The organism is Pedobacter aquae, assembly GCF_008195825.1.
GTDB lineage: Bacteria > Bacteroidota > Bacteroidia > Sphingobacteriales > Sphingobacteriaceae > Pseudopedobacter > Pseudopedobacter aquae.
The window spans coordinates 1,561,842-1,581,671 of record NZ_CP043329.1 but is presented as its reverse complement, the minus strand read 5'-3'; the positions used below and the strand labels follow the sequence as shown (position 1 = coordinate 1,581,671).

11 protein-coding genes are annotated in these 19,830 nt (G+C 35.5%); all 11 read left to right on the top strand.

Features of this window, described 5'->3' with window-relative positions:
• The first annotated feature begins 35 nt into the window (after positions 1-35).
• The 11 genes from FYC62_RS06820 to FYC62_RS06770 all read left to right on the top strand — a co-directional run bounded on the left by FYC62_RS06820 (position 36) and on the right by FYC62_RS06770 (position 19,828).
• Positions 36-3,056: a chondroitinase family polysaccharide lyase gene (locus FYC62_RS06820; RefSeq protein WP_240534843.1), complete on the top strand. Its 3,021-nt coding sequence runs from the start codon at positions 36-38 to the stop codon at positions 3,054-3,056.
• Entirely contained in the window at positions 3,057-4,454 is a 1,398-nt protein-coding gene (locus tag FYC62_RS06815; RefSeq protein WP_149074419.1) for a sulfatase, read from the top strand.
• Between the two features lie 56 nt (positions 4,455-4,510).
• Entirely contained in the window at positions 4,511-6,562 is a 2,052-nt protein-coding gene (locus tag FYC62_RS06810; RefSeq protein ID WP_149074418.1) for a polysaccharide lyase 8 family protein, read from the top strand.
• A gap of 182 nt (positions 6,563-6,744) precedes the next feature.
• Complete coding sequence (locus FYC62_RS06805) at positions 6,745-6,999, top strand: DUF6364 family protein (RefSeq protein ID WP_039448605.1); 255 nt, start codon at positions 6,745-6,747, stop codon at positions 6,997-6,999.
• Complete coding sequence (locus FYC62_RS06800; protein WP_149074417.1) at positions 6,996-7,412, top strand: type II toxin-antitoxin system VapC family toxin; 417 nt, start codon at positions 6,996-6,998, stop codon at positions 7,410-7,412. The genes FYC62_RS06805 and FYC62_RS06800 overlap by 4 nt, the downstream gene beginning before the upstream one ends.
• 188 nt (positions 7,413-7,600) lie before the next feature.
• Positions 7,601-11,032: a polysaccharide lyase family 8 super-sandwich domain-containing protein gene (locus tag FYC62_RS06795; protein WP_149074416.1), complete on the top strand. Its 3,432-nt coding sequence runs from the start codon at positions 7,601-7,603 to the stop codon at positions 11,030-11,032.
• A gap of 19 nt (positions 11,033-11,051) precedes the next feature.
• On the top strand, positions 11,052-12,488 hold the full coding sequence (locus FYC62_RS06790; protein ID WP_149074415.1) for a T9SS type A sorting domain-containing protein: 1,437 nt from the start codon (positions 11,052-11,054) through the stop codon (positions 12,486-12,488).
• A 220-nt stretch (positions 12,489-12,708) separates the two neighbouring features.
• Complete coding sequence (locus FYC62_RS06785) at positions 12,709-15,846, top strand: SusC/RagA family TonB-linked outer membrane protein (RefSeq protein ID WP_240534842.1); 3,138 nt, start codon at positions 12,709-12,711, stop codon at positions 15,844-15,846.
• A gap of 10 nt (positions 15,847-15,856) precedes the next feature.
• Positions 15,857-17,497 (top strand): RagB/SusD family nutrient uptake outer membrane protein, encoded by a 1,641-nt coding sequence (locus FYC62_RS06780; RefSeq protein ID WP_237612880.1) that lies wholly within the window; start codon positions 15,857-15,859, stop codon positions 17,495-17,497.
• A gap of 20 nt (positions 17,498-17,517) precedes the next feature.
• Positions 17,518-18,447 carry a DUF5017 domain-containing protein gene (locus FYC62_RS06775; RefSeq protein ID WP_240534841.1) on the top strand — a complete coding sequence of 310 codons (930 nt, stop codon included), beginning with the start codon at positions 17,518-17,520 and terminating at the stop codon, positions 18,445-18,447.
• Between the two features lie 121 nt (positions 18,448-18,568).
• A complete protein-coding gene (locus FYC62_RS06770; RefSeq protein ID WP_149074414.1) occupies positions 18,569-19,828 on the top strand; it encodes a glycoside hydrolase family 88 protein in 1,260 nt (419 codons plus the stop codon).
• Positions 19,829-19,830 lie beyond the last annotated feature (2 nt).

Here is a 19,830-nt window from a genome sequence, read left to right as displayed (position 1 = left end):
ATCCCAAATATGAAAAAATAGTTTTTATACTTTGCTTGTTTATTGCTGCAAAACATCAGGCTTTAGCTCAATTACAGAAAGATATTTGTGAGGAAGAGGTGCCTCAAGAATGGCAAGCTAAAGGTGGTAAATTAGCTATCAGTACGCAACATCAGAAAATAGGCGAAAGTGCCATTGCATGGACTTGGGCAAAAGGGAATGAAAGTGTTTTAAATATCGTTTCAGATGAATTTAAAAAGGTAGCATCAGATAAACGTAGCACTTTTGTTTTTTGGATTTATAATGAAAACCCTGTTGCAGATAAACTAAGTTTTACCTTTTACAATGCAGATAAAGAAGCCTGTAAATTTGATTTTAACCTCAATTTTAAAGGTTGGCGAACAGCTTGGGTGATGTACCACCGGGATATGCAAAGTACACCGCAGCCCAATATGAATCGCTTAGAAATTAAAGCGCCCTCAACAGTAAAAAAAGGAACTTTATACCTAGACCAAGTGATGTATCAGGTAAACATCAATCCACGGTCGCCCATGCGAGATTTTCAAGTGCCTTTTGTGAATTTAGATGCAGACCATGCCGCAAATGCTCATTGGAATTCACTTTATAAATTTAGCACTACGCCAGATAATTTGCCTCTAAAAGCGGCTATAACTCCGCAAGATAAAAAAGAAGTCGGTCAAATTTATAAACGTTTCTTAGAGGTAGTTCTTCCTTCAAAAAAAGTTATTACAGATACCATCATCAGGAAACTAGAAAAAGACTATGCCTTCTGGGAAATCAAGAAAAAAAGCCAATTTATTACAGGAAGAACCATTTTTTCTACTAATGATATTGAACTGTTTGATGAAAATGATTTAGACTCGGCAAAGAAAATTAACGCTACAACAAACATCAGTAAATATAGTAATCTGATGCTAGCTATGGCAGAAGCTCATTATTTCAGTACCATCCAAACCCATAAAGATAAGCTAGCAAGAATGTTTATAAATCTGCTAGACCATGCAGAAAATCAAGGTTGGTCTTTTGGTAGTGGTATGGGCGCTTTGCATCATTTAGGCTATAATTTGGAGAATTATTACACCGCTTGTCTACTCATGAAAGATGCTATTAAGGCATCCGGAAAGTTAGAACAAACTTTTAAAAGTATGTTTTGGTTTAGCGGCTTGGGCCGAGCTGTGGAAGTGCCAGAAAAAATGCCAGAATCTAATATTGATGTTTTAAATACGCTTTTACAAGGAATGTTGAGCAGTATTTTAATTTTAGATGATACTCCAGAAAAAATGCGCTTTCTACAATATTACTCACGTTGGTTGTCTTTTAACATGAAACCCAATGTAGCCATAACAGGTGCTTTTAAACCCGATGGAGCAGTTTTTCATCATGCAACTTTGTATCCGGCTTATGGTGTTGGAGGCTATAATGGTTTAGCCCCAATTGTTTATGTGTTGAGTAAAACAAGCTATCAAGTAGAGCAGGAAGCGCATCAAAAATTTAAAGAAAATTTATTGATGATGCATTACTATACCAATCCTTATAAGTGGCCCATCAGTATTTCGGGAAGGCATCCAACAGGAACATGGAGCGTTCCAGACAAACCTTATGCTTACCTAGCGCTTGCCGGTACTCCGGATGGTAAAGAAGCCATAGATAAAGAAATGGCTGCTGTTTATTTGTTGGTGTCTAAAAAGAAAAGCTTGGCTTGGGAGAAAAAGTTTAAGCAAGCAGATGTACAAGTTGCAAAATACCCAAACGGACATTGGAATTTAAACTATGGCTTACTGGCTATCCACAGAAGAAATAACTGGTTGTTAACGGTAAAAGGTCATAATAGATATATGGTAAGTCATGAAGCTTACCCTAAAGCCAACGTTTTTGGCAGGTATCTAAATTACGGACATTTAGAAGTTTTATTTCCAGAAACGCCGGGCTATACAGGAAGTAATTTTACCGATAAAGGTTGGGATTGGAATCGCATACCCGGAGCAACTACCTTACATGTTCCGCTTGATAAATTAAGGGCTCAAATTCTTAATGTGGATGATTTTAGCGGTGTAGAAGAAATGCTTTTAACAGATGAAGTTTTTGCCGGAGGTATTTCTTTAAACCAACAAGGGCTTTTTGCTATGAAGCTTAGAGGGCATGATAAATACAATTTGGGAAGCTTTAAGGCGATAAAATCTTGGTTTATGTTTGATAGCTTGGTAGTGTGTTTAGGTTCTGATATTGAAAATAACATCAAGGAATATCCGACAGAAACAACCATTTTTCAAAACTATTTAAACAACCCTAGCGAAGCTGTATTGCTTGATCATCAGCCAATTGATTTTCCTACACAAGTATCTAAAGCTTTAACAAAGCCAGCTTTCGTATTGGATAACCGAGGGATAGGCTATTATTTAACTGCCAATAGTAAAATGGCTTTAAGCAAAAATCAGCAGCAATCTAGAGATCAAAAAGATACACAAAACACACAGGGTAACTTTGCAAGTTTAGTTTTACAGCATGGTTTTGCGCCCAAAAGTGAAGCTTACGAATATGCTATGTTGATAGGTGCTGATGCTAAAAAAATGCAGACTTTTAAAACGCAAATGTCTGGTAAAACGCCTGTTTATCAGGTTTTGCAAAAAACCGCTGAGGCACATAGCGTAAAATATATAGCGCAACAGCTTACAGGTTTGGCTCTTTTTAAAGAAAATAGTCAATCAACAGACCCGCTTATCATCAACAACAGTAAAGCTTGTTTAATTTTATATCAGCAAGAAGCAGCAAAATTAAATTTGGCTATTACCGACCCAGATTTGGGCTTTTACCAAGGTGCAGATGAAACGCCTCTAAACAGCGATGGTACTAGAAAAGAGGTAAGTATTTACTCTCGTTATTGGTTTAAAACCGATGCGCAACCATCAGTAATACAGTTAGAATTAAAAGGTAATTGGCTTAAAGCCGATGATAGTAAAAAATATGAAGTTGCAAAAACAACCCAAGGTAATACTTTAATTAAAGTAAATTGTGCTTATGGTTTGGCTACTCCATTGAAATTAATAAAAGGAAATTAAATGAACATCAAGCTATTTATAACAACTTTATTTTGCGTCATAACTTTACAAGTGGTAGCACAGCCAAAGGCAAAACCCAATGTCATTGTTATTTTAAGTGACGATGCCGGTTATGCAGATTTTGGATGTTACGGAGGTAAAGAAATACCTACTCCAAACATTGATGCACTAGCAAAAAACGGTGTGCTCTTTACCAATGCTTATGTTACAGCAGCAGTTTGTGCACCATCAAGAGCGGGTTTACTTAGCGGGCGTTACCAGCAGCGTTTCGGGTTTGAGCACAATACTTCTAGCAAGCCCGTTAACGGTTTTCAGTTAACAGATGTTGGTTTAGATCCATCAGTGAAAACCATAGGAAACCAAATGCAAGCTAATGGTTATAAAACCATTGCGATTGGTAAATGGCATTTAGGCGAAGAAGAAAAGCACTTCCCTTTAAATAGAGGTTTTGATGAGTTTTATGGTTTTATTGGCGGGCATCGTAACTTTTTTGCTTATAACAAGCAACCTAAACGAGAGTTACAATTGCTACACAACAGAAAAGCTGTACCAGAAGGAGAGGTGTATTATCTTACAGATATGTTTACCGATAAGGCCATATCTTTTGTAAAAGAAAATCAAAAGAATCCATTTTTTATGTATTTGGCTTATAATGCGGTGCATACCCCTATAAATGCGCAACAAGAATTGATGCAACAATTTGCTCATATCCAAAACGCAGAAAGAAGAGCTTATGCAGCTATGATGACTTCTTTAGACCGTAACATAGGTAAATTGGTAGCTACTTTAAAAGAGCAAAAGCTTTACGAAAATACTTTGATTGTTTTCTTAAATGATAATGGCGCTGCAACCAATAACGCTGCCGATAATGGTGTGTTAAGAGGTTTAAAAGGTTCTAAATGGGAGGGTGGCATTCGTGTAGCCTATATCATGCAATGGCCTGCAAAATTACCGGCCAATCAAGTTTATAATCCTATGATTTCTGCAATGGATATTACGCCAACGGCTATTGCAGCTAGTGAGGGAAAAGCCCTAAAAGGACAAGTTTTAGATGGTGTAAATCTTTTACCTTATCTATTAGACCCTAAAAAAGCTGTACCTCATCAAGATTTATTTTGGCGAAGAGGCGTAGCTGCTGCCGTTAGAAGTGGGGATTGGAAATTGATTAGAACAGCTAATAATCCTTTACTCTTATTCAATTTACAGGATGATGTAAGCGAGCAAAATAACCTAGCGAGTACCTATTCGCAAAAAGTGAAACAGTTAGAAAAGAAACTCCAAAACTGGGAACAAAAAATGCAACAACCACATTGGATAAGTGATTATGGCGATGATAATCAAATAAAAAAACACCGTATGGAGGTTATTGGAAGAGAAATGGAAATAAAATATCCTTAATCAATAAAGATGAAAAAATATTCATTACCCTATTTTGTATCGGCTTTTTACCTTTTATGGTAAAAGCGCAAGCAACTTATCCTTTTGGCACCATAATGAAAAGGATTTTTGACGATGCCAGTAAATCTTTTGCTAAAGCAGATGTTCCGGCAAAAGCAGCTTTAGACGCTTTACAGCCCGATGGTAGCTGGAGCGATATCAATTACCAAGCTAAAGATATTTCTAATTGGGCGCCTGTAAGTCATCTAGAAAAAACACATTTACTCATACAAGCTTATGTAAATAAAGGCGGCTCTTACTATAATAACAAAGCTTTTTTAGATGGCATTATCAAAGCTTATGAATATTGGTATGCCAAAGACCCTAAAAGTGATAATTGGTGGCATAATGAAATTAGTGTGCCGCAAAGACTAGGAGAATCTTTGATTTTACTCAAATTTGGTGATAGCTATTTGCCAGAAGAACTAGAAAAACAGCTTTTAGAACGAATGAAAAGAGGGGTAGCCGAGGATAAAACCGGAGCTAACAAAACGGATATTGCAATGCACTATTTTTACAGAGCATTACTTACAGAAAATAAAGATTTACTAAAATCATCTCTCGACCAATTGTTTGAACCTGTGGTTTTAACTGAAGCAGAAGAAGGTTTACAGCATGATTATTCTTACCTACAACACGGACCGCAGTTGTATATTTCTGGCTATGGAAATGTTTTTATAGGTGGAGTAACCAAAATTGCCAATTTGGTAAGGGCAACGCCTTATGCACTAAGTGCAGAGAAATTAGAGGTTTTTTCTAAGTTTTACCGACAAACTTTTATTAATGCTTTTAGGTCTAGATATATAGATTTCAACGTAGAAGGTAGGGGGGTAACTAGAAAAGGTAATCTCAAGAAAACTTCAGAAAGATACCGTATCCAAACAGTAAAATTAATTGATGCTACAAGAGAAGAAGAGTGGGAAAATATCAGACAGCGGGTAGATAGCTTAGCAGCGCCAGATTATGAACTAAAACCTTTTCATCAGCATTATTGGAAAGGCGATTATACCCAACATGTACGCCCTCAATACGCTTTTCATGTACGTATTGCAAGTAATCGTACCAAAAAATCAGAAAGCGGAAATAAGGAAAATTTATATGGCCGCTACCTTTCTGACGGTGCAACCAATATACAAGTAAGAGGGCCAGAGTATTTCGATATTATGCCTTTATGGGAGTGGGATAAAATACCTGGAACAACCAGTGTAGATAACCCAGAAGATGTTTTGTTAGAGAAACAATGGGGCGAGTTTGCTTTAAATACCTATGCAGGAGGTGTTTCTGATGGTGTTTATGGTGCAACTGCTTATCATTTAAAGTACGATGGTGTTACCGCTAAAAAAGCATGGTTTTTCTTTGATCAAGAAATAGTTTGTTTGGGGGCAGATATACAGTCGACAAGTACTTTGCCTGTTACCACAACACTCAACCAATCTTGGTTAAATGGTAATATTCAGCTTTCTGTAGGTAAAGCGCAAAAGAAAGATGAGTTAAATGAATACGCTTTAAATAATAATAGTTGGATACAGCATGATGGTATTGCTTATTATTTTCCAAGTGGTGCAAATGTGAAGCTTAGTTCGCAAAAACAAAGTGGTACATGGCAGAAAATCAATAGCTCGCAGCCAAAAAACGAAGTAAGCGGTCATGTATTTAAATTATGGATAAACCATGGCAGCAAAACACAAGCGGCAAGTTATCATTACGTGGTTTTACCAGCAGTAAAAGATGTGAAAGGTTTTAACCCAGAGCAGTTACAAACCATTAGCAATACGGCTAGTCAGCAAGTGGTATATCACAAAGGTTTAAAAATATTACAGGCCGTTTTACACGAGGCAGCAGAAGTTAAAACAGATGAGCTCAGCATAAAAACCGATAAACCTTGTGTTTTCATGATTAAAAATGTGAAAGGTAAAAAGACTTTATACGTTGCAGATCCCTTACAGCAGGAAAAGCAAATCAAATTTAGTATAAGCGATATTAAATCTGGTAAAAGTATAGACTTATCAGTAGACATGCCTCAGAAACCTTATGCAGGTTCTAGTAAGGAAGTTCTTCTGTCTTTTTAAGGATATTGGCTAATCTATAGAGTGCTTTGCTGATTATTTTAAATGATTAAAAAGCATTCTAACAAAATATTATCATTCATAGCCCACGGTGTAAACCGTGGCCTATTGAAATATATAGAAAAATAGGAAATATTGTTTTGACGTATGATTTTTTTATATTTGTACGTATAATAAGCTTTGCTATGGAAACTAAATTAACATTAAGACTTAATGAAAATGTTATAGAAAGAGCTAAAATCTATGCTCGGAGTCATAATATCAGTCTTTCAAAGATGATAGAATCTTATCTAGATAGCGTTACAAAAGAGAAGGTTCAAGAAGGGGAAAATACCAGCATTACTCCGCTTATAGAAAGCTTGAGTGGTGTTATTGAACTGCCTGAGGAATTTGATTATAGGAATGAATATCGTGATTATTTAGACAAAAAGTATAAATGAAAAAGCTTTTTGTTGATACCAATATTGTGATAGATTTATTATCACGGAGGGAGCCTTTTTTCAAAGAAGCAGAAATATTGTTCTCTTTGGCCGATAAAAAGCAAGTTGAGCTTTCTGTTTCATCTTTAACTTTTGCGAATACGAGCTATATAATATTAAAACAGTTAGATGCTCAAAAAGCAAAATCGGTTTTAAGGAAATTAAGGTTAATTCTTCATGTTTTGCCGCTTGATGATAAAATTATTGATTTGGCTTTGAATGATGATACTTTTACAGACTTTGAAGACGCTATTCAATACTTTACCGCAAATGAAAATCAACAAGATCTGATTATTACTAGAAATCTTAAAGACTTTAAGAGTTCAAATTTACCTATTCTCACAGCTAAGCAATTTATAGAAACTTTAATATGAGTTTTACTTTTTTAAAAAAAAATCAAATCCCAACTTTAAAGTAATAAAACCTCTAAAATATGCCTTAAAGCATCATAAACGAATATTTGCCCCTCAACAAACCAAATTTTATCCCTACTAAAGTGTAAAAGTTCTTCAAATTCGGTTATTGGCTAACCAAGCTAAAACCAATTAATGAAGATATTTTTATGAAGATACTTTTACTAGTTCTTTTTCTGGGTTTACAAATAACTGCCTTTGCGCAACAACGCTTTGTAGATTTTAATACCAGTATACCAAGCAGTTGGTCGGCAAGTAATGGGCAAATTATTTCAAGTGCTGAGCATGTAAAAGGAGGTGCGAAATCTCTGAAATGGACACCTCAAAGTGGCTCTGTGCTTACAGCTAATAACTTAAGTATACCTTCAGCAGAAATAGGAGATTATTTTGCAAGTGCAGCTCAGTTTTTAATTTACAGTTCTAGAAAAAGCACCGATACTTTACTTTTTAGATTTTATGATACAGGCGGCGTTTTAAGAAGGCAAGGCCGTATGTTATTAAACTATGCTGGCTGGCGAGAGTACCACAGAAGTTATAGGTTTGATTATAATAACGGTAATGAATCATCATCTTTTACTTTAAATAGGATGGAGTTGGTTTATCGTCCTTCCTCAAGTACTTTAAATACACTTTATTTAGATGAGATGCTTTTTGTAGGCAATGCAGAGCAAAGAATTCCTGGTCCGCATTTAGTATTAGACCGTCAGCATTTTGTAGTAACCTCACCCTATACTTCGGCTTTAGCAAATTGGTTAAATCAACCACAACAAAATATTCCTACTGCTACTCAAGCAGAAATTTCGGCCATTCAAAGTATCAGAACTACTTATAATAGAACACTTACAGCGCCAACAGCTACTGTATTACAGGCGGCAAAAGATTATGTAAACAGTTTATCTATCAGCACCAATACCGATGGTTCTTTAAAAGGCATAGGGGTAAATGTATTTGATGAGGCTACTTTGTTAGCTATTTCTATCCATTGCGGTGCTTTAGCCAGAGCGCATGCAGTAAGCAATGATGCCACAGCTTATACGCTGCTACAAAGCTTATTAGCTTATTTGGTTTTAGAGCAAGGTTTGGCAGAAGGTGCCAGAAATGTAATGCCTTATAATGATTATACAGCATCACGTAATTTTCCGGTAGGTTTTCTAGAGGCTTATCCTTACATACAAGATGCTACGCTTAAAGCAGAAGTGCTTAAAATGTTGAAATGGTCTCATGAGTTTAACAAGATATACGCTACTAATCAAACACCCGGACAAAATACAGATTTTATACATGTAAAGTCTAATTTCTTAATGGAATTAGCTTTGTTAGGAGCAACTAATGATGAAATTGCCAGAGATTTAAGAGGCTTTTCTGATTTCTTGGCTTATGCCGTAGAGATAAGTCAGGGTGCTTTAGATGGTATAAAACCAGATGGTACTTTCTTTCATCATAATTCGCAACACATCAGCTATGCTTATGCCTATGCTACTTGGATCGCCAGAGCTTTTGAACTTAGAGGAACACCTTTTAAGATTAGTCAGGTGGCTTATCAAAATATGTGTTTCTTCATGAAAAGTCTTTTCTTAGAAACTTCAAAAGGAACTATATATCCGCATGCAGCATCAGGTAGAGGGCCTTTTCCTTCTACAGTTCCGGTAAATGTAACCGCTTTTGAGAGGTTGATTACCGTGGGCGGAGATTTGGTAGGAAGCAGTTTCGAACCGGAGATGGCGAAGTTTTACAATTACATTTTTAAAACCAATAGATATAGTACTACTAACATCAATTTAGATGGCTATTACCAATTCAATTATGGTCAAACTGGTGTGATGAGGAAAGGAAATTGGGTAGCGGCCATGCGAGGTTTTACATACCTTATGTTTGGAGCAGAAATTTATACCGAAGCTAACAGATACGGCCGTTATCAAAGCTATGGTTCTTTAGAAGTTTTATATGATGGTAGTTTAGCCTCATCAGGTTATATTGCTAATGGCGCTGGTTGGGATTGGAACATGATGCCCGGGACAACCAGTTTGCGTTTAGCTTATGATAATTTAAACCCGCTTATAAGTGGCACAGCATCAGAATATCAAGCAGATGATTTTGCAGGTGCTTTGGCAGATGGCAATTACGGTGTATTTGGGATGAATTTTATTGAAAATGGAGGTTCTAAATATACTGCTAACAACCTCAAGTTCAAGAAATCGGTCTTTACTTTTGATTCTTTAATGGTTTGTTTGGGCTCAAATATCAGTGCTACCAATACCACTAATCAAGTAATAACTACACTTTTTCAAGGTGTGAATGCCAGTTCAAATCCATCTATTTATTTAAACTCTTTAATACCAACAAGTGCTACTTATAGTGGAGAGCTTTCTACGGCTACCAATCAGGTGTGGTTGGTAAACGGACAAACAACAGGTTATTACATCCCGGTAGGAAATGGGAATATACAAGTCTTTAGAGGTCAGCAGTCTACGCCATTACACAGCACAGGAAATACCAGCACTACAGCAACAGCTAATGCTAGTAAAGCTTGGTTATTGCATGGTACAAGACCATCGGCGGCAAAATATCATTATACTGTTGTACCAAGTATTACGCCACAAAATATGAGTGCTTTAGCTCAAAAAATTAGAGATGGAGAAGTTTATCAGGTATTAAAACAAACAGATTCTGTACATGCAGTTAGTTATATCCCTGCCCAAATAAAATCTTATGCTTGTTTTTTAGCTCAACAAAATATTAATGTAGGCTATTTAAAAGGGATATCAGGAAGGGCTTTATTAACGCTTAGGGAAGCAGGAGATACTTTAATTGTTAAAATTGCTAATCCGGATTTAAATGCAGTAGCCAATGTAAATAGTGAATGGGTTTCATCTGCCAGTTTAATTACGGTATCTCTTTCAGGAAAATGGCGAGTAGTAACCAATGCCAATAATGCTAACATTACGCAAGTAACTAATGGATTAAATGCAGGTTTTACCTTAAAGGATGGCTTTTCTGCCACTTTAAAATTGGTTAAAGATGTTACCCTACCTGTAGAAATGAATGGTTTTGAGGGAACTTTAAAGCAGGAAGGTATAGCCTTAACATGGCAAAGCTTATCAGAACGCAACACCAATGTTTATACCCTTTATAGAAGTACAAATGGTGTTGATTTCCAGAAAATTAGTACGGTAAAAGCTGTTAATAATGCTGCTACAATAAGTAATTATAGTTATGTAGATAAAAGCTACCCAGGCAACTATCCGCAATTATATTATAAACTGCTGCTAACAGATTTGGATGGTACAATCAGTTATGAGGGTGTTGTAACTGTTAAATTATCTGCTCAAGAAATTGAAACGCTTACCATTTATCCAAACCCTAGCCAGAGAGAAATCAATATTCGTTATCCAGCTTATTTTTCCAAACAAATAGAGGTTCAAATTCTGGATTTGCTAGGAAAAGAATTGTACAAAAAAAGCCATTTGGTAAATGCCACTCAGGAATTGATGTTAGATATATCGTATTTACCTGCGGGAGTGTATGTGCTTCAAGTTTCTGGAAATCAAAAGAAAATCACACAAAAAATTATAAAAATATAAAACCAAACAAATTAAAATTATGAAAAGAAAACTACTTTTAGCTTTAGGCTTATTATTAAGCGCAAGTTTTGTGAAAGGGCAATTTTCTCCTTTTAACAGAACAATTAATGTTAATTTAAACAGAGGGGTATCGCCAGCAAATGATACGACTGCCCTTGGTATAGTATCTCCACCTAGTAAGTATTATGAATCTCCACTTCCTAGCTCTCTAACATCTATTCAGGGTAGATTTTTTCCAAATATTACCGATGGTTCATTAAAATTAAGAGCAATTTCATATCAGCCAAGTGCAGAGTTTAAGTTAAATGGAGATATTTTATCTATTAAGAATCCCACGACTAGTATTGCGAAAGTAGCTGCTTTTAGTATCGCTAATGCGGACCCAATTGTAAAATTTAAATTCACTATAGACTTAACTACTTACACAGGAGCAAACGCATTTGCTATTGCTTTTGGAAATACTGCTGCACCATCAACTTTAACTAGCATTAGCTCCCCTTTTACGAGTGCAGCTGATATATTTGGTGCGTTTAGGGTTGTTATAAGTGGGTCTAATATGGTAACACAATACAGACCACTAGATGGATTAGTTGGAGGAGTTGCAACAGCTCAAGTTAATACAGCAACTCCCTACTTAATTAAAGCCGGTTTATCTCAGGTTGTTGAGGTTTTTGCTAATAGTACTGCTGCTGCTTCATCTTATACTTACGGTGTAAATACAGTTAATATTCCTGCAAATACCTATCATGTTTATGTAGATGGTGTTAAATATGCAGAGGATTTTCCTAAAGCCTCATCTACTTATACACAATCTACTATTAATGCAATTTCTTTTGCTTATTCAGGGGGTACCACTCAACAAACAATTAATTTATCTAATATTTCTGTAACCTATCCATCAGCAACTCTTCCAGTTTCTCTAACCTCTTTCACAGGAGAAAACACAGCCAGTGGTATTCGTTTAAATTGGAAAACAGCATCAGAGCAAAACAATTCTCATTTTGAGCTTTTAAGAGCCGGAGAAGACAAGAATTTTAAATTTATTTCACGTATTAGCGGTAAAGGAAATTCAGACGTTGTACAAAACTATAGTTTTAATGATGAAAGCCCGCTCAACGGTAACAACTATTACCAATTAAAACAAGTTGATTTTGATGGTACAGAAACAATTTTTAATCAATTGGTGGCTGTTAAATCATCTTTAAATAACCAAAGTTTTAAAGTTTCTGTAAGTGAAGAAAGTGTTTTAAATGCACATATTTACGCTTCGTCTCCTACATCAGCAAAAATTGCTGTTTATGATATGAGTGGTAGAAAGCTTTTTGAAGAGCAAGTAAGTTTACAAGAAGGTAATAACATCGTTAGTAAAGCTATTCCTGCTATTCAAACTGGAGTTTACGTTGCCAGAGTTTTAGCTAATGGCTTAAACGCACAAACAAAATTTGTTAAAAAATAAAATGATAATCATCATTCATCATGATGAACCAATTGATGAAAATTTTTATATTAGAAATAGCTTTAATCATAAGCTATTTCTAATATTTAAAGAATTTGCACCCCTATTCACACTAAATTTTACCCCTTTTTTAATGTAATCAATACCCAAATTTGGATAAGCTTTTACATCAACCATATACATGGTGTAAAAAATTAAAACCACTATAAACTAAAAATATATGATTAGGAAGATTTCAATATTAATCTTATTCATGCTTCCGCTAGTAAGTTTACAAGCACAGCAAACAAGGCAAATAACGGGTAAGGTTACCGATGCTGCTCTAGGAGACCCCTTAATTGGTGTAAGTGTAGCTGTTAAAAGAAGTACATTAGGCGCTGTTACAGATATCAATGGTAAGTATACCATCAAAGTGCCTACAGCCGCCACCACTGTTTTACAGTTTCGTTATCTAGGTTTTACCACACAAGAGGTTGTAATTGGTAATAAAACCACCATAGATGTAGCACTAAGATCTGATAATAAGGCTTTAAGTGAAGTCGTTGTTATTGGTTACGGTGAAGTGCAACGTAGAGATTTAACAGGTTCTGTAGGCTCTGTAAACATGGAAGAGTTACAAAAAGCCCCAGTTGGTTCTGCTATAGAAGCATTGGCAGGTAGAATAGCCGGTGTACAAGTAAGCTCAGAAAGTGGTAAACCAGGTTCTGGTGTTAACATTGTGGTTAGAGGGGCAAACTCTTTAACACAAGATAACTCACCATTATATGTTATTGATGGTTTTCCTACTGAGGATGCAAATGCTGGAGTATTAAATCCGGCAGAAATAGAGTCTATAGAAGTATTAAAAGATGCTTCTGCAACAGCTATTTATGGCGCCAGAGGAGCAAATGGTGTAATCCTAATTACCACAAAAAAAGGTAAAGAAGGTCCGCCGGTAATTAATTATCAGGGTTACGTAGGTGTTCAACAAATCATCAATACTATTGATGTTATGGGACCCTATGAGTTTGTGAAATTACAAGCAGAGCGTGATCCGGTTGGCATACAGCTTAATTATTTTAGAGATGGTAAAACATTAGAAGATTATAGAAATGCAGAAGGCACAGATTGGCAAGATAGATTATTCCAAAGCTCGCCTATGCAAGACCATTCTCTATCTATAAGAGGAGGTACAAAAAACACCAAATATTCATTATCTGGAAATATATTTGATCAAAAAGGAATCATCATAAACTCTGGTTTTAACCGTAAACAGGGTAGGTTTACTTTAGACCAGACTTTTAATGATAAACTTAAAGTAGGTACCAATGTATTGTACTCTGGTACCAAAACATTCGGATCTAATCCAGCCACACCAGACCAAAATTTCTCGGCTATGAATTATCTGATGTATAGCGTTTGGGGATATCGTCCGGTTACGGCCACAGGGGTAGAGCTAGACGATTTATTGTTAGATCCTGAAATTGATAATCCGTTAAACGATTATCGTATAAATCCTATTTTATCTGCAAGAAATGAGCTTAGAGAAACATTTACCAACCGTTTAGTAGCTAACGGGTTTTTAGAATATGCGCTTGCAAAAGATTTAAAAATTAAAATATCTGGAGGGGTTAATAATACTTCCACCAGACAAGATGTTTTCAATAACTCTTTAACCAGATATGGCTATTTTGGTAGTACAGATAAGGTAAACGGTTCTGTTACTTATACCGATAACAATACTTGGTTAAATGAGAATATCATCACCTACAATAAAAAAATAAATAAGAACCATACCATTAATGTTGTTGGTGGTCTTACTTTTCAAGAGAACACTTTTAAAAGATATGGTTTAAGGGCTACGCAATTACCAAACGAGATTTTAGGCTTAGCAGGTTTAAGTCAAGGTATACAACAGCCGGTAACAGCTTTAAATACCGAGTGGTCTTTAATGTCTTATTTATCAAGAATCAATTACAATTACAAGAGCAAATATTTATTAACAGCATCTTTTAGAGCTGATGGTTCTTCTAAATTTAGAAAAGGTAGTCAGTGGGGTTATTTCCCTTCGGCAGCATTTGCATGGCGAGTGATTAACGAAGATTTCATGAAAAACCAAACCATATTTTCTGATGCTAAATTTAGGCTAGGTTATGGTGTAACTGGTAATAATCGCGTAAGTGAATATGCTACTTATGCCGAGATAAATTTCGATAATACAGGACCTAATAGCAATGGTTATTATCCATTCAATAATAATTTGGTACAAGGTATTTACTTAAGTTCTATAGCTAATCCTCAGCTAAAATGGGAATCAACTGCCCAAACCAATATTGGCTTTGATGTAGGATTTTTAAAACAACGTATCACTTTTACAGCAGATTATTATAAGAAAGTAACTTCAGATTTATTACTAAACGCTTTATTACCTTATTCTAGCGGTTACAGCTCTGCATTTAAAAACATAGGTAAAACATCTAATCAAGGTTTAGAGCTAAGCGTATTAAGCCAAAATATAGATAACAAAAATTTTGGGTGGAGTACTTCTATCAACATTGCTTTCAATAGAAATAAAGTATTAGAGCTTACACAAAATCAAGAAAGCTTAATACGTACAGTGCCTTGGGATCAAAATTTTAGAGAGATTCCGGCATACATTACTAAAATAGGGCAGCCATTGGGTCAAATGTATGGTTATATCTGGGAAGGTGTTTATAATTATGAAGATTTTGATTTATTACCAAGCGGAGCATATCAGCTAAAAGATAATGTAACCACCAATGGTAATACCAGAGCTTCTATTAAGCCTGGCGATATCAAATACAGAGATTTAAATGCCGATGGTACTGTGAATGATTTAGATAGAACCGTAATAGGTAGAGGTTATCCAATACATCAAGGTGGTATCAATAACAATTTAAGATATAAGAATTTTGATTTAAACCTTTTCTTCCAATGGTCTTATGGTAATGATATCTTAAACGCAAATAGGTTATTGTTTGAGGGCGGTACCAGAGCTGGTTTAAACCAATATGCTAGTTTTTCTAACCGTTGGACACCAGATAACACCAATACAACCATGTTTAGGGTAAACGGACAAGGGCCAAATGCATACTCTAGTCGTATTGTTGAGGATGGTTCTTATATAAGGTTAAAAACCATTGCCTTAGGTTATAATATTCCACCAACTATGTTAAAGCGTTTGAAAGTGAAATCGGCAAAAGTTTATGCTTCAGCACAAAACTTACTTACTTTCACTAACTACACAGGTTTTGATCCAGAGGTTGCAGTTTACTATTCGCCCTTAACACCAGGTTTTGATTATTCATCATACCCTCGTCCTAAGACAATAGTATTTGGTTTTAATGTTTCCTTATAATCTGATTTTTATGATAACTCAAAATAAAAACACTAAAATGAAAGCTCAGTCTTTTTTCAAAGCGCTAAGCTCGGCATCAGTCATCAAAAAGACAGCCTTATTAAGTTTAGCTTCTGTAATACTATTGGGGCAAACAGGATGTGAAAAATTCTTAGAGAAAGACCCAACCTTTATTGTTAAAGAAAACTATTACAACAATGAAACCGATGTAAATATTGGCCTTGCAGGTATTTATGATATTATGGGTAAAGAAGAAGTTTATGGTGGTGCTTTACTGCTCGACTTAAACGTTGCCGATGATGGTTTTTATTCTAGAAGCGCCTTTACCATTGGTACAGCCGTTTATAATTTTGATGCCTCTACAAGCACAGTAAGTAATTTATGGAGATTTCTTTACGAAGGTATAGAAAGAGCTAATGTGTTCTTAAGCAGGGTAGACCAAGTTCAAATGCCAGAGGCTAATAAAGCCGCAGCAAAAGGAGAAGCTAAATTTTTAAGAGCTTATTATCATTTCTTATTGGTAAGTAATTGGGGCGATATTCCTTTGAAAACTGTACCAACATCATCTGTAAATGATATTAACATCAAAAGAACTCCGCAAAGAGAGGTTTATGATTTTATTGTGAAAGAGATGGAAGAAGCAGAAGGATTAGTGAAAACAGCCACGCAGCTGGGTGCTGGGGGCAGAGTTTCAAAATCTGCAGTAAGAGGTGTTTTAGCCAGAGTTTACCTTAAAATGGCTGGTGCTCCTTTAAATGATGTAAGCAAATATGCAGAGGCTTTAAAATGGGCTAGAAAAATTGTTTATCCAGATAATGGACCTAAAGAACACCGTTTAAATCCAGATTTTAAACAAATATTCATCAATTACGCTGCTGATAAATATGATATTGGCGAGTCTATTTGGGAAGTAGAGTTTTTTGGTAATAGAGGTGGCGATTTTGAAGCTGGCCGTGTAGGTAATACCATGGGTTTACAATGTAATGATGAAGCTTTTGGTTACGGCTATGGCTTTATAAATGCAACTCCAAAACTTTATGCTCGTTATGGCGCCACAGATACCAGAAGAGATTGGACAATTGCTCCATACCAATACGTTTACAATAACGTAAACAATTTACAAGTGGTAAGAGATTCTACTTTTTGGACAAGCGCACAACTTTATAACAGAAACTGTGGTAAATACAGAAGGGTTTATGAAGTTGTAAAACCAAAAAACAAGAACTACACCCCAATGAATTTTCCTTTGCTGCGCTATGCTGATGTTTTATTGATGTTAGCTGAGGCAGAAAACGAAGTTAATGGACCTACTAGCGTGGCTACAGCAGCACTAAAAGAAGTAAGAGACAGAGCTAGTGCTACTGATGTAACTTCTTTAGCAACAAGTAAAGAAGAGTTACGTAGGCTAATTAGAGAAGAAAGGTTTTTAGAGTTAGCTTTTGAAGGAATAAGAAAATTTGATTTAATCAGATGGGATGTTTTCACTTCAGAGATGAACCAACTTGCTAGAGATATCCAAAACACAGCGCCTACCACTTTTAGGTTTGCAGCTTTAGCTGGTACTAACGTAACACTAAGACATAACTTATTGCCAATTCCTGTTTTAGAACTTTCTCTAAATAACGGAATGACCCAAAATCAAGGATGGTAAAATTTAAATTTTAAAACGTCATGATGAGAAAAATATATATCATACCTCTTTTATTAATGCTATTTGCGGCATGTAATAAAAAAGAAGTTGCCGAGCTTAATTTCTCTGTTAAAGCAGAAAAAGCTAGCTATAAAGTAGGCGATACCGTAAAGTTCTTGCTTTCTGGTAATCCAGAACAACTTATATTTTATTCTGGATTAGAAGGCAGCAGATACATTTATAAAGACAGAACAGTAGCAGAAAGCGATAATATTACAGTAGAATTTGCCACCAATAGAAGATACGGTTCTGATGTTCAGCAACCTCGATCTTTCAGGGTTTTTGCTTCGCAAAAATTTAATGGACAATATACAGAAGCTAATATCAATGAATCTGCAGATTGGACAGATATCACAACAGCATTTACCTTATCCGGATTGCAATCAAACGATAATACTTATGTATCCTCTGGTGTGGTTAATTTATTAAGTCTTAGTAGTTTGGGTTTAACATTAGATAAAAGTAAACCTATATACTTTGCTTTTAAATATAACGCAGTAACAGGTTTTACACAGCCACGTTGGTGGGTTAACAAGTTTGATATTAAGATGACTACGACAGACGGACAATTGTTAACCGTTGCAGATATTGGTACTTCAGGCTGGACATCAGTAAAATTTGGAGTATCACCCGTAGCTTGGACTTTTGGAACTGATAGAATATTAAAATTTCAAGGTGGTGGTATTACAACCTTAAGCAACCAAGTTTGGGCAGTATCTAACGCTTTAAATCTTACTAAAGTTAAGCCTGATAGCGGCGTGGCACTTAAAAATATGAGTACCCGTTTAGATGAATATACATTTATTTACAACCGAGCAGGTACCTACACCGTTACATTTGTAGGTTCTAACGTTAATATTTACGGAGAAACTAAGACTGTTAAAGAGCTAGAACTTACCATCAACCCTTAAAAAACAATCATAAGCACAAAAAATTAAAGATTAGTTTGGTTTGATAATGAGCATAGGTTAGCCATGTAAAAATGGCTAGCCCTGCTATACAACACGCAAAAAATAACATCAATATATAATCATGATAAAGATATCAGCCTCTGGCGCAAAGCGCATTTTTTTATTAGCAAGTTTAACATTTACAATGGCATCTTGCAGCACTCAAAAAGTTATCGAAAAAGACTTTGAAGTAGCTCAAAAGCAATACACTGTTTTGTTAAACAATTCTAAGGATTTAACTGCTTTTCCACGGTCTATCTATCCTGATGGCACTATGAAAACAACTGATGTTTGGGATTGGACAGGCGGCTTTTTCCCAGGAGGGTTATGGTATATCTACGAGTATACCCAAAAGCCAGAATGGAAAGCGGCAGCAAAACAGTGGACAGAAGCATTAGAGGCAGGTAAATTTTTAACGCAACATCATGATGTAGGCTTTGTGATGTATTGTTCTTACGGCAATGCTATACGTTTTGAAAAAGATCCCCAAAAAATTAAAGAATATCAGGATATATTAATACAATCCGCAGAATCAGCTTTAACCCGTTACGATGAGAAAGTAGGGCTTATCAAATCGTGGAATCCAAAGATGTCTTGGGATAAGAAAACTTTATGGCAGTATCCTGTGATTATCGATAATATGATGAATTTAGAATTGTTATTCTATGTTTCCAAATTAACAGGTAATCCAAAATATAAAAATGTAGCTATCAGTCATGCAACCAAAACCATGCAAAATCATTTTAGAGCTGATTATAGTACTTACCACGTGGTAGATTATGATGAGAAAACTGGTAAAGTTTTACATCAACAAACCAACCAAGGTTATGCCGATAATTCTACATGGTCTAGAGGACAGGGGTGGGCAATTTACGGCTTTACATTAATGTATCGTGAAACACAAAACCCAGAATTTTTAGCTGCTGCAGAAAAAGCTGCTGATTTCTTTATCAATCATCCAAACTTACCAAAAGATAAAATTCCGTATTGGGATTTTAACGCTAACCAAGAAGGCTACACACCAGAATGGATATATCCAGAGTACAAAAAGCTAGACTATATTCCAAGAGACGCTTCTGCAGGTGCTTTGGTAAGCTCTGCTTTGCTTGAGTTAAGTACTTTTAGTAAATCAAAAGGAGAAACTTATTTTAAAGCAGCAGAAGAAATGCTACAATCTTTATCTAACAAACCTTATTTGGCAGAAGAAGGTACAAACTTAGGTTTTATTCTTAAACACTCTGTAGGTAGTATCCCTCATAAATCAGAAATAGATGTTCCTTTAATTTATGCCGATTATTATTTCTTAGAGGCGCTTTTGCGTTATCAACAATTAAAAAAATAAAA

Coding starts and splice junctions, on each gene's coding strand:
- FYC62_RS06770 (WP_149074414.1), top strand. CDS start 18,569: ATGATAAAGATATCAGCCTCTGGCGCAAAGCGCATTTTTTTATTAGCA.
- FYC62_RS06780 (WP_237612880.1), top strand. CDS start 15,857: ATGATAACTCAAAATAAAAACACTAAAATGAAAGCTCAGTCTTTTTTC.
- FYC62_RS06795 (WP_149074416.1), top strand. CDS start 7,601: ATGAAGATACTTTTACTAGTTCTTTTTCTGGGTTTACAAATAACTGCC.
- FYC62_RS06790 (WP_149074415.1), top strand. CDS start 11,052: ATGAAAAGAAAACTACTTTTAGCTTTAGGCTTATTATTAAGCGCAAGT.
- FYC62_RS06785 (WP_240534842.1), top strand. CDS start 12,709: ATGATTAGGAAGATTTCAATATTAATCTTATTCATGCTTCCGCTAGTA.
- FYC62_RS06775 (WP_240534841.1), top strand. CDS start 17,518: ATGATGAGAAAAATATATATCATACCTCTTTTATTAATGCTATTTGCG.
- FYC62_RS06800 (WP_149074417.1), top strand. CDS start 6,996: ATGAAAAAGCTTTTTGTTGATACCAATATTGTGATAGATTTATTATCA.
- FYC62_RS06805 (WP_039448605.1), top strand. CDS start 6,745: ATGGAAACTAAATTAACATTAAGACTTAATGAAAATGTTATAGAAAGA.
- FYC62_RS06815 (WP_149074419.1), top strand. CDS start 3,057: ATGAACATCAAGCTATTTATAACAACTTTATTTTGCGTCATAACTTTA.
- FYC62_RS06810 (WP_149074418.1), top strand. CDS start 4,511: ATGGTAAAAGCGCAAGCAACTTATCCTTTTGGCACCATAATGAAAAGG.